General features: G+C 37.9%; 17 protein-coding genes. 11 read left to right on the top strand and 6 right to left on the bottom strand.

Annotation, left to right across the window (positions count from 1 at the left end):
* Positions 1-2 precede the first annotated feature (2 nt).
* Positions 3-803, bottom strand: a complete 801-nt coding sequence (locus AB8525_RS01040) for an inositol monophosphatase (RefSeq protein ID WP_369151905.1) — start codon at positions 801-803, stop codon at positions 3-5.
* Positions 804-808: 5 nt separating this feature from the next.
* On the opposite strand from AB8525_RS01040, the gene AB8525_RS01035 reads away from it, so the two are divergent.
* Entirely contained in the window at positions 809-1,561 is a 753-nt protein-coding gene (locus AB8525_RS01035) for an RNA methyltransferase (RefSeq protein ID WP_369153136.1), read from the top strand.
* A gap of 35 nt (positions 1,562-1,596) precedes the next feature.
* The gene (locus tag AB8525_RS01030) at positions 1,597-1,743 is read left to right on the top strand and encodes a hypothetical protein (protein ID WP_369149988.1); all 147 of its coding nucleotides are present in this window, start codon (positions 1,597-1,599) and stop codon (positions 1,741-1,743) included.
* Between the two features lie 104 nt (positions 1,744-1,847).
* Here the strand turns inward: AB8525_RS01030 and htpG are convergent, their stop codons facing one another.
* Positions 1,848-3,698 (bottom strand): molecular chaperone HtpG, encoded by a 1,851-nt coding sequence (gene htpG / locus AB8525_RS01025; RefSeq protein ID WP_369178096.1) that lies wholly within the window; start codon positions 3,696-3,698, stop codon positions 1,848-1,850.
* A 63-nt stretch (positions 3,699-3,761) separates the two neighbouring features.
* Between htpG and AB8525_RS01020 the strand changes: the two genes are divergently transcribed.
* From AB8525_RS01020 to AB8525_RS01005, 4 genes are read left to right on the top strand one after another with little or no spacing between them, the layout of a single operon-like run.
* Complete coding sequence (locus AB8525_RS01020; RefSeq protein ID WP_369178094.1) at positions 3,762-4,640, top strand: tyrosine recombinase XerC; 879 nt, start codon at positions 3,762-3,764, stop codon at positions 4,638-4,640.
* On the top strand, positions 4,637-5,173 hold the full coding sequence (locus AB8525_RS01015; RefSeq protein ID WP_369178092.1) for an L-threonylcarbamoyladenylate synthase: 537 nt from the start codon (positions 4,637-4,639) through the stop codon (positions 5,171-5,173). Before AB8525_RS01020 ends, AB8525_RS01015 begins: the two co-directional genes overlap by 4 nt.
* Positions 5,170-6,078: an oxygen-dependent coproporphyrinogen oxidase gene (gene hemF / locus AB8525_RS01010; protein WP_369178090.1), complete on the top strand. Its 909-nt coding sequence runs from the start codon at positions 5,170-5,172 to the stop codon at positions 6,076-6,078. The genes AB8525_RS01015 and hemF overlap by 4 nt, the downstream gene beginning before the upstream one ends.
* Positions 6,068-6,319 carry a sulfurtransferase TusA family protein gene (locus AB8525_RS01005; protein ID WP_369178088.1) on the top strand — a complete coding sequence of 84 codons (252 nt, stop codon included), beginning with the start codon at positions 6,068-6,070 and terminating at the stop codon, positions 6,317-6,319. The genes hemF and AB8525_RS01005 overlap by 11 nt, the downstream gene beginning before the upstream one ends.
* Positions 6,320-6,421: 102 nt before the next feature.
* Here the strand turns inward: AB8525_RS01005 and AB8525_RS01000 are convergent, their stop codons facing one another.
* The 3 genes from AB8525_RS01000 to AB8525_RS00990 form a co-directional block, all read right to left on the bottom strand.
* Complete coding sequence (locus AB8525_RS01000; protein ID WP_369151892.1) at positions 6,422-6,703, bottom strand: hypothetical protein; 282 nt, start codon at positions 6,701-6,703, stop codon at positions 6,422-6,424.
* A 518-nt stretch (positions 6,704-7,221) separates the two neighbouring features.
* Positions 7,222-7,419: a hypothetical protein gene (locus AB8525_RS00995; RefSeq protein WP_369178086.1), complete on the bottom strand. Its 198-nt coding sequence runs from the start codon at positions 7,417-7,419 to the stop codon at positions 7,222-7,224.
* Between the two features lie 52 nt (positions 7,420-7,471).
* Positions 7,472-9,346: an NAD+ synthase gene (locus AB8525_RS00990; protein WP_369178084.1), complete on the bottom strand. Its 1,875-nt coding sequence runs from the start codon at positions 9,344-9,346 to the stop codon at positions 7,472-7,474.
* A 296-nt stretch (positions 9,347-9,642) separates the two neighbouring features.
* Here AB8525_RS00990 and AB8525_RS00985 point away from each other — a divergent pair, with 296 nt between their 5' ends.
* From AB8525_RS00985 to AB8525_RS00965, 5 genes are read left to right on the top strand one after another with little or no spacing between them, the layout of a single operon-like run.
* Positions 9,643-10,650, top strand: coding sequence for an amino acid ABC transporter substrate-binding protein (locus tag AB8525_RS00985; RefSeq protein ID WP_369178082.1), 1,008 nt, complete (start codon positions 9,643-9,645; stop codon positions 10,648-10,650).
* 3 nt (positions 10,651-10,653) lie between these two features.
* Positions 10,654-11,805 (top strand): amino acid ABC transporter permease, encoded by a 1,152-nt coding sequence (locus AB8525_RS00980; RefSeq protein WP_369178080.1) that lies wholly within the window; start codon positions 10,654-10,656, stop codon positions 11,803-11,805.
* Position 11,806: 1 nt separating this feature from the next.
* Positions 11,807-12,904, top strand: a complete 1,098-nt coding sequence (locus AB8525_RS00975; protein ID WP_369178078.1) for an amino acid ABC transporter permease — start codon at positions 11,807-11,809, stop codon at positions 12,902-12,904.
* Positions 12,905-12,909: 5 nt separating this feature from the next.
* On the top strand, positions 12,910-13,650 hold the full coding sequence (locus tag AB8525_RS00970; protein WP_369151884.1) for an amino acid ABC transporter ATP-binding protein: 741 nt from the start codon (positions 12,910-12,912) through the stop codon (positions 13,648-13,650).
* A gap of 11 nt (positions 13,651-13,661) precedes the next feature.
* Positions 13,662-14,081 (top strand): Fic family protein, encoded by a 420-nt coding sequence (locus AB8525_RS00965; RefSeq protein WP_369178076.1) that lies wholly within the window; start codon positions 13,662-13,664, stop codon positions 14,079-14,081.
* Positions 14,082-14,177: 96 nt separating this feature from the next.
* Here the strand turns inward: AB8525_RS00965 and AB8525_RS00960 are convergent, their stop codons facing one another.
* Complete coding sequence (locus tag AB8525_RS00960; protein ID WP_369178075.1) at positions 14,178-14,357, bottom strand: hypothetical protein; 180 nt, start codon at positions 14,355-14,357, stop codon at positions 14,178-14,180.
* Positions 14,358-14,371: the final 14 nt, after the last annotated feature.

The following is a 14,371-nucleotide window of genomic DNA, read 5'->3' as shown; positions in this document are numbered from 1 at the left end:
TATTAACGCTGTAAATCAGCCGTTAAATGCGGGTGAATGGCTTTCAATATCTCTTTAAAAACCTTCTCATTACCAGCCACCACATTACCTGTTTCCAAATATTTTCCCCGACCTGAAAAATCACCGATAAAACCACCCGCTTCTCTAACAATGAGTGCACCAGCAGCAATATCCCAAATATTGAGTTCAATCTCCCAAAAACCATCCATTCTGCCCGCCGCCATCCAAGCCAAATCCAATGCCGCAGAACCTGCACGACGAATACCCGATACCTGCGGATGAATAGTTTTAAACATCGCCAAATAAGCATCCAAATGCTGTGGCGCTTTGAAAGGGAAACCTGTGCCAATTAGCGTATTTTCAAATCCACGCGTATTACTCACACGAATTCTTTGCTCATTGAGGTAGGCACCATCGCCTTTTGAAGCGGTAAACATCTCCTCTTTGAACGGGTCATACACCACAGCGTGTCGCGCCTCATTATCTATATACAAAGCAATTGAAACTGAATACTGCGGAAAACCGTGCAAATAGTTAGTTGTGCCATCAAGTGGGTCAATGATCCATTGAAAACGCTCATCACCCAAAATCTTGCCATTTTCCTCCCCTAAAATCGAATGATCAGGAAAAGCATATTTCAACTCGTCTATAATGGCATCCTCAGCAGCCTTATCCACTTCGGAAACGAAATCATTGGCCGCTTTGTTTTCAATCGTTAAAATATCAATCTGATTGTGGTAGCGTAAGATGATATCACCTGCTTTGCGAGCAGCTTTAATGGCAATAGTAAGCGTAGGATGCATAATAAATAGACAAAATGACAAAAGAAACGAATTATACCTTTGATAATGTCCGTGTGGTTATGGTTAACACCACTGAACCAGGTAATATTGGTGCTGCCGCCCGTGCAATGAAAAACATGAGCCTTTCTAAGTTGTATTTAGTCAACCCAAAAGGCTACCCATCTGCCGTTGCTACCGCTAGAGCCAGTGGTGCAGATGATGTCCTATCACAATCTGTTGTCTGTGAATCTCTTGAAGAAGCCCTACAGGGAACACATTTAGTCATCGGTGCCAGTGCTCGTCAGCGCAATATTAAATGGAGGCAGATGGATGTTATTGGCGCGTGTAGTGAAATCAAACAAACCACAGGCATTGAAGGGCAAGAAGTTGCCATTGTCTTTGGCACCGAAAAATTCGGCTTAACCAATGAAGAATTAGACCTGTGCCAAATCCTGATGACCATTCCTGGCAACCCAAACTATTTCTCACTTAATGTCGCTTCCGCTATCCAAGTTTTCGCCTACCAAAACTATGTCTATAACACCACCATAGAATTTGAAGAAAGCACCAATGAATTAGCCAGTTATGAAGAATTGGAAGGCTTCTACACCCACCTCACCCAAATGTTAGAACATATTGACTACTTTGAAGACAAACGCCCTAAAGTTTTATTGATGCGTCGCCTAAGACGATTTTTTGGTAGAGCAGAACCTGAAAAAGAAGAGGTAGCTATTTTTAGAGGTATTCTCAGAAATATTAAGCCGTTTGAGAAACAATGAAGAATAAGTTTATTAGTGGAGACCTTTGCATAAATATGAATAATCATCAAAACGCCATCTTTCATCAAATTACAAACTTTTTAAAAACACCCTTAGCCCTGCTAGGAGTGGATTTAAAAAATTTCCAATTTAATAAAATCTGTCATTTTGCTAATCATCCCTATTTATGCAAAGGTCTCTAGTGGTGGATATAAAAAGACAGTCACAAAAAATTCCACCCAGTAAAAAACAATATATCTATAAAAAAACCCGAATAAATCGGGCTTTTTATGGATTAAAAAATGAATTACTTAATCAATTTATTCATTCGCTTCACAAACTCAGCAGGGTCAGGTAATTGCCCGCCTTCGCTTAACACAGCTTGATCGAATAACACATGAACCAAATCTTCATCAACTTTAATTTTGAGTTTTTTCACCAAGGGGTGTTTTGGATTGATTTCTAAAATCGGTTTGGTGTCAGGTACATCTTGACCGAGTGATTTCATAATGCGTTCCATATTGCCCCCCATCTCGTTTTCATCGGCAATAAGACAAGAGGGCGATTCACTTAGACGAGAGGAAACTTTAATTTCTTTAACTTGTTTTTCAAGGATTTTTTGCATATCAACAATGACTTTTTCAAAGTCTTTGGCGACGGCTTCTTTTTCTTTTTTCTCTTCCTTGGAATCTAAATCTTCTAAATTACCTTTTGCAACTGATTTAAGTGGAATGCCATCAAACTCACCAAAATTACTCACCATCCACTCATCAACACGATCAGACAGAAGTAAAACTTCAATGTCTTTTTGGTTGAAAATCTCTAAATGCGGTGAACCTTTAGCGGCTTCATAAGTTTCAGCAGTGATGTAATAAATGGCTTTCTGCTCTTTTTGCATACTTTTTACATAGCATTCAAGTGTGGCAGTTTGCGTGCTGTCATCACTTTTATTGGTAGCAAAACGCAACAAGTTGGCAATTTTATCTTTATTGGCAAAGTCTTCAACTACACCTTCTTTCATCACCATGCCAAATTCTTGCCAAAAAGCCGCATATTTTTCAGGTTTATTTTTTGCCATTTTTTCTAACTCTTTAAGGATGCGACTAACCGACGCTTTGCGAATAGTATCAACGACTTTACTACCCTGTAAAATCTCTCTTGATACATTCAAAGAAAGGTCTGCTGTGTCAATCACACCTTTAACAAAACGCAGATAAAGTGGCATTAACTCTTCGTTATCTTCCATAATAAACACGCGTTTAGCATACAATTTAATACCACCTTTACGCTTCGGCTCCCACATATCGAATGGAGCTTTTGATGGGATATAAAGCAGGGAAGTGTAATTGAGGTTGCCTTCCACTTTATTGTGTAATTGCGTCAATGGCGCTTCAAAATCAAAAGTTAATGATTTGTAAAACTCATCATAATCTTCTTGCTTTAAATCGGCCTTATCCTGCGCCCAAAAAGCATTTGCCTTATTCACAGCTTCATATTCAATGTCTTTGCTGTCTTTTGAGTGCTTAATCATCATAATCGGCACGGTAATATGGTCAGAATACTTGCTGATAATGCCACGCAAACGCATGTCATCTAAAAACTCGGCTTCATCATCTTTAATGTGTAGCGTGATTGAAGTACCAAAATCAGGGCAATCAACTTTCTCAATAGAGTATTTTCCCTTACCAGCAGAAGTCCATTGTGTGCCTTTTTTCCCTTTGGTTCCTGCTTTTCTTGTGGTCAGTGTTACTTTGTCAGCAACGATAAATGCAGAGTAAAAACCGACACCAAACTGACCAATTAAATTAGAGTCTTGTGCTTGTTTTTCGTTCATTCCTTTTAAGAATTTTTTAGTACCAGAATTGGCAATCGTACCAATATTTTTATTGACTTCTGACTCAGTCATACCGATGCCATTGTCGGTGATGGTAATAGTTTTTTTGTCTTTATTGACTTCAACATAAACCGATAAATCTTCTTTTCCTTCCACCATCATGTCATTTGAAAGCGATTCAAATTTCAATTTATCAATCGCATCAGATGCGTTAGAAACCAGTTCTCTAAGGAAAATTTCTTTATTTGAATACAAAGAATGAATCATCAAATCCAATAGTTGCGAGACTTCCGTTTGAAACGAATGTGTTTGTTTTTCTGCCATAATCTTATTGTTAGTTTAAGTAAAATACCTTAATATAGTCAAAAAATAAAAATTCAAGCGTTAATGCAAAAAAATATTGACAATTTCATTTCCTATCTTGATATTGAGCGTAATTATGCGCTAAATACTCAACGGGCATATAAAGAAGACTTGCAACAATTGGTAGAGTTTTTACAGCAACAAGCGATTAAAAGTTGGGCAGAAGTAACCATAGAACACCTAAATTTATTAATAATGAATTTACGCAGTCATGGCAATAATGGCCGTAGCATCCGTCGCCATTTGTCTTCTGTGCGTGGATTTTTTACTTATTTAGTTAATCATAATATCTTGCTGAATAATTGTGCATTGGGTTTGCAATCGCCAAAAATTGACAAGGCTTTACCTAAAATCCTTGATTACAATCACATAGAATTATTGGTAAAACCAAGATCGCAAACCACATTAGAACTGCGTGATATTGCGATTATTGAAGTGATTTATTCTTGTGGGCTTAGGGTGTCAGAGTTAGTGGGTTTGAATACTAATTCAATTGACCTTACAGAAGGTTTTGTAGAGGTTATAGGCAAAGGTTCAAAAATGCGTCATACTCCATTAGGCAAAGCAGCACAAAAAGCAATTACCAGTTATTTGCAAAAATCAGGTGTTACCCAAGATGCTTTATTTTTAAACAATAAAGGGCAAAGAATTGGCGTCAGAGCAATCGAATTAATGATAAAAAAACGCGCAATAGAAGTCGGCATCAAAGTCAGTGTCCACCCCCATATGCTTCGTCATGCGGCCGCGACACATTTCCTGCAATCCAGTCATAATTTGCGTGCCGTGCAAGATTTTTTAGGGCATAAAAGTATCAAATCCACGCAAGTTTATACCCATTTAGACTTTTTAGAATTAAGCAAAGTCTATGATAAATGTCACCCACGAGCCAAGAAAAGCATATGAATTTCCAAACCCGATTAACTGCCAAAATTCTAACACTCGGCGGGGTGGTTAGCATTCCGACAGATACACTTCAAGGTTTGAGTTGTTTGCCTATTTGTGAGCAATCTATACAAAAGATGTTGCGGATTAAACACAGAAGTGTTACAAAAGGCATTATTCTGCTTGCCAGCGATATTCGCTTACTCTTAGCATTTGTGCAAGATATTAATTTATTGTTAAAAATTCAGCCACAACGACACCCAACTACTTACTTACTCAAAGCTAATCCCAGTGTTTCACCTTTAATTACAGGCGAGTTTGATACTGTTGCGGTGCGTGTTACTGATAATCCATTAATTGCCGATTTATGCAAAAGATGCAACAGTGCCTTGCTTTCCACCAGTGCGAATATTAGTGGTAAGCAGGGCGCTAATAGCGTTCTTAAATTAAATATTGATTTTCAGCAGCAATTAGATTATATCCTTACTCCAAAAAGGGATAATAGTAAGGCTTCACATATTATTAATTTACAAACAGGAGAGCGATTACGATGATTGAGCAAGTTAAACACTATTTATTAGAATTACAAGCCGATATCTGCGCCCAGTTAGAAGTCGTTGATGGCAGAGCATCGTTCATCAAAGACAAGTGGGAAAAGCCTAATGGTAAAGGTGACGGACTCACCCGAGTGCTGACGAATGGTGCAGTTTTTGAACAAGCAGGGGTTAATTACTCCATCGTTCACGGCGATGATATGCCTGCGTCTGCCACCGCACTTAGACCTGAATTAGCAGGGTGTAATTTCACCGCACTCGGCGTCTCATTGGTCATTCATCCGCTCAACCCTTACGCACCAACTTCACACGCTAATGTCCGATTTTTCATCGCTGAAAAAGATGGTGCAGAGCCAATTTGGTGGTTTGGTGGGGGCTTTGATTTAACCCCGTATTACGGCTTTGACGAAGACTGTATTGCCTGGCATCAAAGTGCAAAAAATGCCTGCATACCTTTTGGCAAAGGTACACACACAAAATACAAAAAATGGTGTGATGATTATTTTTATATGAAACACCGTGACGAACAACGCGGTATTGGAGGATTGTTTTTCGATGACTTAAACACAGGCAGTTTTGAAGACTGTTTCGCTTTTATGCAAAGCGTTGGTAACAGCTACATCACCGCTTATCGCCCAATCATAGAAAAACGCAAAGACACCCCATATACTGACCACCAGCGTCAATTTCAACTTTATCGTCGTGGTCGTTATGTTGAATTTAATCTAGTTTATGACCGTGGTACACTATTCGGACTGCAAACAGGTGGGCGCACCGAATCCATCCTAATGTCATTACCCCCATTGGTGCGTTGGGAATACCAATACGAGCCTGAAACGGGCAGTCCTGAAGCCAAATTATACGATTATTATCTAAAACCACAGGAATGGGTTAATGCAGATTGATATTGATGTTAAGAGGTTGCTGTGCCCAATGCCTGTCATCAGATTAGGTGAAACCATTGAGGAAATCGCAGTAGGTGATACCATTAAAATAACTGCCACCGACCCTGGTGTATTGCACGATATACCTGCTTGGTGTAAGGTTCACGGACATGTAGTCCTCAACATCGTTGAAATTAACAGCGAGATTATATTATTAATAAAAAAAGACAAAAAAAGCCTTATTAAGACTTACAAATTTTGAAGATAACATAGTTGCTGATTAGAATGGTCTTATTGACCGTCTAACAGATAACAATGATATTTTTTACCTAGATAAATCTAACTCTGTCTTGACCGGTGCTACTTATAAAAGTGACTTTTTGAATATGCTATTGAATAGGGCGTTTCTGTCTCTACTTTTACAACTGTCATAAGCAGCTGGCAATACGCTCAAAGATACTGCGAGTAACTCCGCAGAATATCCATTGCCAATTTTAATAAAGAGACCTTTGCATAAATAGGGATGATTAGCAAAATGACAGATTTTATTAAATTGGAAATTTTTTAAATCCACTCCTAGCAGGGCTAAGGGTGTTTTTAAAAAGTTTGTAATTTGATGAAAGATGGCGTTTTGATGATTATTCATATTTATGCAAAGGTCTCAAGTTGCTTTTTGGGATAACACTAGCAAAATGCTCTTTATCAAAACTGCTGACTTTGAACTCCTTACCAAAAATATCATACTTTAACAACCTTAAAGTTAGTTAGTTCAAAACCAAAAAAATCACCCTTTAGGATGTTTTTTTGTTTTGAAACAAGGGGAGGTAAGTAACGGGGCAGATACCGCCTTAAAAATAAATAAAATTCATTTTCAAGAAGTTTAAGCATAATTATGCATTAAAATGTATTTGTTCTCTGACTTTACAGAAGAACCTCTGAGTTTAGGAGTGTGGTTGCTTTTAGACTTATCGACCCAATTCACAGGGTCATTTTGGTCTTGACTTCGGTTAAGGCCATTTTTTTTGGCTGTTAAGTCTTAGATGCAAAGATAAAAACTAATGTTTGCTATTCAGGAATTGGTGATTGCTCATAGCTATATTCTCTATTGAATGTGTTGTGTTTTTCAAGAAGTGCGATACAATGCCGCTCAACAGCCACAAAACCCTATGGTGTTAGGTGGCTATATCTAAACAAGAGTCTCAAAAAAACCTTATAGTTGAGACCTTTGCATAAATAGGGATGATTAGCAAAATGACAGATTTTATTAAATTGGAAATTTTTTAAATCCACTCCTAGCAGGGCTAAGGGTGTTTTTAAAAAGTTTGTAATTTGATGAAAGATGGCGTTTTGATGATTATTCATATTTATGCAAAGGTCTCTAGTTATAGGAATTGAGTTTTTATTGTCCATTACTTTAAGGCTGAAACTTAGAAGTCATTGGGTAACGGCGCTCTTTACCGAAGGCGTTGGGGCTAACTTTAGGACCTGGGGCACTTTGGCGGCGTTTGTATTCATTGTTTAACACCATTTGGCTGATGCTTTTGACAGTGTCTGGATTGTAACCTTGTCGGATGATGTGGCTTACAGACTGATTTTGTTCGATGAACAACATTAATATGGCATCTAACTCATTATAAGGAGGAAGGGAATCACTGTCTATTTGACTGGGGGCGAGTTCGGCAGAGGGTTCTCTGTCAATGACACGACCAGGGATGACATAGTTGAGGGTATTGCGGTATTTGGCAAGGCGATAAACCATGGTTTTAGCAATATCCTTAAGTGGGGCAAAACCGCCAGACATATCGCCGTATAGGGTGGCATAACCGACTGCCATCTCAGATTTGTTACTGGTGGTGAGGACAATTTTTCCTGATTTATTGGAAATAGCCATCAATAGCGTGCCACGAATACGGGCCTGTAAGTTTTCTTCGGTGGCATCTATTTCTGTACCCACAAATAGGGAGCTGAGTTGCATATTAAAACTGCCAACCATTGGATGGATGTTGATTTCTTGGTAATCCACGCTCATACTGCTGGCTTGGGCTTTAGCATCTTCTAAACTCATGCTAGAAGTATAATTATAGGGCATCATCACTGCTTGGACATTGTTGCTACCGAGTGCATCAACAGCAATAGCAAGGGTTAAGGCAGAATCAATACCACCTGACAAGCCAATGATTGCACCGTTAAAGACACTATTTTTGTTAATATAGTCTTTTGTAGAAAGGACTAGGGCGTCATAGAGGGTTTTTTCTACGGGTTCGTTAGTATTGACTTCAATCAAGGTATTTAAATTCTGTGTTATTGCCTGAAAAAAGGGAAATTGCTGGGTAACTTCACCGTCTGCGTTCATTGCAAATGAGCCGCCGTCAAAAACGAGTTCATCTTGCCCGCCAACCATATTGACATAGATAAAATCTACTTTGTTCTCCAAAACCCTTTTTTTAATAACTTTTAAGCGCTCTTCATGTTTGCCAACTTGGAAAGGGGAGGCGTTTAAACTAATGATTGTTTGTGCACCAAAATCAACTGCCATACTGACAGGCTCAGCATTCCAAGCATCTTCACAGACAACTAAACCGATGCGACGACCGCCACACTCAAATACGAAAGGCTTGTTGCCCTGTTTGAAATAGCGTTTTTCATCAAATACGCCGTAGTTAGGCAGGTATTGCTTATGGTAAGTGTGGATTTTCCCGTATTGTATCAGGTAAGCACTGTTGTATAAGAAACCAGCAGAGCGAGTAGGGGCGCCAAATACTATACTCATGGACTCAGGGAGTTGGGTACGGATGTGTTCTATAGCATGCTCTACTTGATCAATAAAACCTTCTCGTAACAACAAGTCTTCTGGCGGGTAACCGATGAGTGCTAATTCGGGAAAAAGTAGCAGATTAACACTTGAATCAAAGGCTTTAAGAGATAAATCAATGATTTGCTTGGCATTATTGTTTATATCGCCAACAATGGGGTTAATTTGGGCGATATTAATTTTTAAAGACTCTGAGTCATTTGAAATGTTTTCAAACTGTTCCTGCCAAAATTTGAGCTTTACTTTATTTTTGTTAATTTTAGCTTGTTCAATTTTAGTATTGACGACAACCTCGGCAGGAGAGAGCCCCAAAATAGAAGCAAACAACCAGGCATGTGTCTCAGATAGGGCAGATTTACCCGATTTATATTTGCTTAAATTAGACTGGTTAATATCGTATTCTTGAGATATTTTATAGTCTGAGAGCCCTGTCTTCTTGCGGACTTCCGCCAGATATTCCTTTGTTTTTGTTGCCATTTCGCCTAAGTGTATTTTTTAACTAATTGTAGGTAATTATACCCACTGCAAAAAGCGATTAATTAGTTAAAAAATATAAGGGGTGGTAAAAAAACCATAATAAACTTATAACTATTTGATTTTTAATTAAAATAATAATTTAAAAACTGACATAAAAATGGATAAATAATGATTAGGTGAATGGGTAACTTTCAGGGTAGTTTAGGTTTAATTTAGGGAATGATTTGGCATTTAGCACTTATTTGAATGTCGATTTATGTATACTTTTAAGCATATTAAACAATAATTTTATAATTATGCAAAAACTCTTAAAACCCGTAGCACTATCACTATTAACTGTTATTAGTTTACAAACAAAAGCGGACATATTAAGTAATGTTCAAGCTAAAGGCACTTTGAATTGTGGTGTATCGACTGGTTTAGTCGGATTTTCATCAACAGATTCTGCTGGTAAGTGGAAAGGACTTGATGTAGATATGTGTCGTGCCGTTGCAGCCGCCACTTTAGGGGATGCCAACAAGGTGAAATTTGTGCCATTAACCAATAAAGAGCGTTTTATTGCACTACAATCAGGTGAAATTGACCTGCTTTCAAGAAATACAACCTGGACAATCACGCGAGATGCCTCCATGGGAATGAATTTTGCAGGGGTTAATTATTATGATGGGCAAGGTTTTATGGTTAATAAATCTTTAGGAATTACAAGCGCTAAAGAGCTTGATGGTGCTACTTTTTGTCTGAAAGCAGGAACAACTACTGAATTAACATTAGCAGACTATTTTAGGTCCAATCATATGAATTACAAGATAGCTATTTCTGATACTGCGGCACAAGCTATCAAAGGTTTTGCAACAGGGCGTTGCGATGCATTAACCTCGGATCAATCGCAGTTATATGCGTTAAAAACTACCTTAAAAAACCCGTCATCTGCCATCATTTTGAAAGATGTTATTTCTAAAGAGCCATTGGGTCCTGTGGTGCGCCAAGGTGATGACAAATGGTTTAATATCGTTAAATGGTCGCTAAATGTAATGATTAGTGCCGAAGAGATGGGTATTACCTCAAAAAATGTTGATAAAGCCTTTAAAAATCCTGAAGCATCTCGCTTGTTAGGGCGTTCTGGAAAATTGCATGACTACTTGGGTTTAGATAAAAAATGGAGTTACAATATCATTTCTCAAGTGGGTAATTACGCACAAAGTTTTGACAGAAATGTCGGTAAAGACACGCCTTTAAACATCTCAAGAGGGTTAAACGCACTATGGACACAAGGCGGCATCCTGTATTCTCCACCGTTCAGATAGATAATGTCATTTTTACGCAACAACAGGATAAGGGCTGTCTTATTCCAAGTCATTGTGTTGCTGGCAATTATATTTTTCTTTTATAACGCCACTGGTAACGCACTTTCTAACATTGAAAGCAGAGGGATTCAGACGGGTTTTGGGTTCTTGGAAGCTGAATCAGGCTTCGATATTGCCGAACATTTGATAGATTATTCTTCCACCTCAACAAACCTTAGGGTTTTCTATGTTGGGCTGATAAACACGATTTTGGTGTCTGCAGTGGGCATTGTCTTTGCCAGTATCATTGGTTTAATCGTTGGTATTGCTCGATTGTCTAACAATTGGCTGATTAGCAAATTGGCAAATGGTTATATCGAATTGTTTAGAAATATCCCAATTTTATTGCAGATTTTTTTTTGGTATAACCTTGTTTTGACAGTGTTTCCACACCCAAAACAGAGTTTCGAGTTGTTTGGTTCAGTGTTTATAAATTTGCGTGGCATCTATTTGCCTAAGCCGATGGCTACCGATGGATTTATGTGGGTGATATTTGCTTTAATATTAGGCGTTATGCTCAAAATAGCAATAAAACGCTATTATAATAAGCGACAAGATGAGGTGGGGACTAAGGTAAACACGCTGGGTTATTCATTGTTATTGGTGGCTGGACTACCGACTGCGGTATATTTTATACTGGGTTCTCCGCTAACCTTTGATTATCCTGCATTAAAAGGCTTTAATTTCAAAGGTGGAATGAGTTTATCTCCAGAATTCCTGTCATTAGCCTTTGCACTCAGCATTTACACGGCGACTTATATCGCCGAAGCCATTCGTGCAGGTATTGAATCAGTATCTAAAGGGCAAAAAGAAGCAGCGATGGCAATGGGACTGACACAAAAGCAATCATTACGCTTGGTGATACTGCCACAGGCACTCAGAGTAGCTATTCCGCCGATTATTAACCAATACCTGAATCTAACCAAGAATTCCTCATTAGCAGCAGCTATTGGCTATTCTGAGCTTGTCAGTGTGTTTACAGGCACAGTACTCAATCAAGTGGGGCAGACTGTTGAGATTATTTTGATGACAATGGCGGTTTATTTGACAATATCTTTGGTCGTTTCCATGGTGTTAAATCTGATTACCCGTCAAATGAGCATTAAAGGGCAATAGCGTGGCTACTTTTGAGCAACAATTAAGCAGAAGTACACCAAAATCAGAGACAGGTGCCTCTCATTGGATTAGGAAAAATCTGTTCTATAGCCTTTCTAGCAGTGTATTTACGCTAATTGCATTGTATTTTATTTATTTGGTAGTGCCTCCTTTAGCGAATTGGATGTTTTTTGATGCGACTTTTGCACAGGTAACCAACGAACAATGCGGTAGAGAAGGTGCTTGCTGGAGTTATATCATTGAAAAATCTGACTTATTTATCTATGGCTTTTACCCGCCAGAAGAGATTTGGCGTCCGCAGTTAGTATTGGCACTAACATTAAGTTTTGTTTTTGTGTCTAAATCGCTTAAACACTATGCACACAGAGTCAAAATCATTATTGGTCTAATTGTTATTTACCCAATCATTACATTTTTTTTATTATATGGTGGTTTTGGACTTAAAATCGTTGAAACTCATCAGTGGGGAGGTTTAATGCTGACTATTGTGGTGGCTACAGTGGGTATTGTGGCTTCATTTCCAATTGGTATTTTATTGGCACTCGGGCGGCAGTCTAAAATGCGGGTGATTAGACTGCTATCAGTGGTTTATATCGAGTTTATCCGTGGTGTGCCATTGATCACCATTTTATTTATGGCATCGGTTGTGTTACCGTTGTTTTTCAAGGAAGGAATGGATATGGATAAACTGTTGCGTGCTTTAATCGGTATTACCTTATTCCAATCAGTATATATCGCTGAGGTAATTCGAGGAGGGTTGCAGGCCATTCCTAAAGGGCAATATGAGGCAGCAGATGCAATGGGACTGAGCTTCATACAAAAAACAGGTTTGATTATTCTACCGCAAGCATTGAAAATATCAATACCTAATATTGTTGGCTCATTTATTGCATTATTCAAGGATACAACGCTGGTTCTTATCATTGGATTATTTGATATTTTATCTATGGTACATTTGACGACTAGCGACGAGTTGTGGCTTGGTAGAAGCACTGAGGGCTATGTATTCGTAATGATAGTGCTCTGGATTATCCTATACTCAATGAGCCGATATTCAAGACAATTAGAACTTAAATACAACACAGAACACAAAAAATAAATATTATGAATGAAAATATTATTGAAATAAACGGTTTAAACAAGTGGTATAGCAATTTTCACGCACTTAAGAATATCAATCTCAAGGTTAAAAAAGGTGAGATTATCGTCATTTGTGGACCATCAGGCAGTGGCAAGTCCACACTAATTCGCTGTATTAATTTCTTAGAGAAGTTCCAAGAGGGTTCTATTACCGTTGACGGAACAGTACTTAGCGACAATGTGGATAAGATTAGACAGATTAGATCGGAAGTCTCTATGGTGTTTCAGCATTTCAACCTATTTCCACACCTTAGTATTATTGATAACCTGACTTTAGCACCTATCTGGGTGCATAATGAAAGCAAGCAAGCAGCAAGAGATAAGGCCTTACAGTTATTGGATAGGGTGGGTATTAGGGACCAAGCTGAAAAGTATCCAAATCAGCTCAGTGGCGGGCAACAGCAACGCGTTGCAATTGCCAGAGCACTATGTACCTCGCCTGGGATAATGTTATTTGATGAGCCAACCTCTGCACTTGACCCAGAAATGATTGCAGAAGTGCTAGATGTGATGGTGGAACTCTCCAAAGAGGGCATTACAATGCTTTGTGTAACGCATGAAATGGGTTTCGCTAAGAAAGTAGCTGACCGTGTTATCTTTATGGATGAAGGGCAGATTATTGAAGAGAATAAGCCGGATGCATTCTTTAATAATCCAGAATCAGAACGCTTACAATTGTTTTTAGAGCAAATATTGAGCGAGTAGGAGTAGGGACTATGGATTGGTTTTCAAACAATAATATCAAAAAAACAGAGTCTATTGAAGACAATGTTAAAGATTTTAAGAGGAATTCTGATAACAAAATTGATGCAAAACAACGAGGATTTGACTTCATAGAAAACTCCTATATATCAGTAAATAAAGATATATCAGGGACTAAGTTGGGACTAAGTTATAACTTTGAATATTTAACAAAAAATCACATTGAAATTTTAAAGCAATGCAAGCTTGAAAATACAGCTACAGAGTTGATGGAAATTTCAAAAAGAAGCAACAAGTCAAAATTCAAAAATGATATTTTAAACCCATTGCTTAAATCTAATTTTTTAGAATTAACTATCCCAGAAAAACCAAAGAGCCCAAAACAAAAATATCGACTAACTGGGAAATTTGTTGCCAAAATTCCTAAAGGTTGACTTTTTAAAGTTTTTTTTGACAATGACCGCCAAATTCTATATTTAAACAACTTTACTAATGAATTAATACAAAGGGCAGCCGATGACAATAATCGTTTAAAAAATAAATTTTAGTTTTTTTATACATAACCTGAGACCTTTGCATAAATAGGGATGATTAGCAAAATGACAGATTTTATTAAATTGGAAATTTTTTAAATCCACTCCTAGCAGGGCTAAGGGTGTTTTTAAAAAGTTTGTAATTTGATGAAAGATGGCGTTTTGATGATTATTCATATTTATGCAAAGGT

The sequence above is a fragment of the Candidatus Thiodubiliella endoseptemdiera genome, from assembly GCF_964212635.1.
GTDB lineage: Bacteria > Pseudomonadota > Gammaproteobacteria > PS1 > Pseudothioglobaceae > Thiodubiliella > Thiodubiliella endoseptemdiera.
This window is presented reverse-complemented; position numbering and strand designations above follow the sequence as displayed.

Excerpts from the sequence above, each read along its gene's own strand:
- AB8525_RS00970 (WP_369151884.1), top strand. The coding sequence starts at position 12,910 with ATGAATGAAAATATTATTGAAATAAACGGTTTAAACAAGTGGTATAGC.
- AB8525_RS01020 (WP_369178094.1), top strand. The coding sequence starts at position 3,762 with ATGCAAAAAAATATTGACAATTTCATTTCCTATCTTGATATTGAGCGT.
- AB8525_RS01000 (WP_369151892.1), bottom strand. The coding sequence starts at position 6,703 with ATGAATAATCATCAAAACGCCATCTTTCATCAAATTACAAACTTTTTA.
- AB8525_RS01030 (WP_369149988.1), top strand. The coding sequence starts at position 1,597 with ATGAATAATCATCAAAACGCCATCTTTCATCAAATTACAAACTTTTTA.
- htpG (WP_369178096.1), bottom strand. The coding sequence starts at position 3,698 with ATGGCAGAAAAACAAACACATTCGTTTCAAACGGAAGTCTCGCAACTA.
- AB8525_RS00995 (WP_369178086.1), bottom strand. The coding sequence starts at position 7,419 with ATGAATAATCATCAAAACGCCATCTTTCATCAAATTACAAACTTTTTA.
- AB8525_RS00985 (WP_369178082.1), top strand. The coding sequence starts at position 9,643 with ATGCAAAAACTCTTAAAACCCGTAGCACTATCACTATTAACTGTTATT.
- AB8525_RS01005 (WP_369178088.1), top strand. The coding sequence starts at position 6,068 with ATGCAGATTGATATTGATGTTAAGAGGTTGCTGTGCCCAATGCCTGTC.
- AB8525_RS00990 (WP_369178084.1), bottom strand. The coding sequence starts at position 9,346 with ATGGCAACAAAAACAAAGGAATATCTGGCGGAAGTCCGCAAGAAGACA.
- hemF (WP_369178090.1), top strand. The coding sequence starts at position 5,170 with ATGATTGAGCAAGTTAAACACTATTTATTAGAATTACAAGCCGATATC.
- AB8525_RS01015 (WP_369178092.1), top strand. The coding sequence starts at position 4,637 with ATGAATTTCCAAACCCGATTAACTGCCAAAATTCTAACACTCGGCGGG.
- AB8525_RS00960 (WP_369178075.1), bottom strand. The coding sequence starts at position 14,357 with ATGAATAATCATCAAAACGCCATCTTTCATCAAATTACAAACTTTTTA.
- AB8525_RS01040 (WP_369151905.1), bottom strand. The coding sequence starts at position 803 with ATGCATCCTACGCTTACTATTGCCATTAAAGCTGCTCGCAAAGCAGGT.
- AB8525_RS00965 (WP_369178076.1), top strand. The coding sequence starts at position 13,662 with ATGGATTGGTTTTCAAACAATAATATCAAAAAAACAGAGTCTATTGAA.
- AB8525_RS00980 (WP_369178080.1), top strand. The coding sequence starts at position 10,654 with ATGTCATTTTTACGCAACAACAGGATAAGGGCTGTCTTATTCCAAGTC.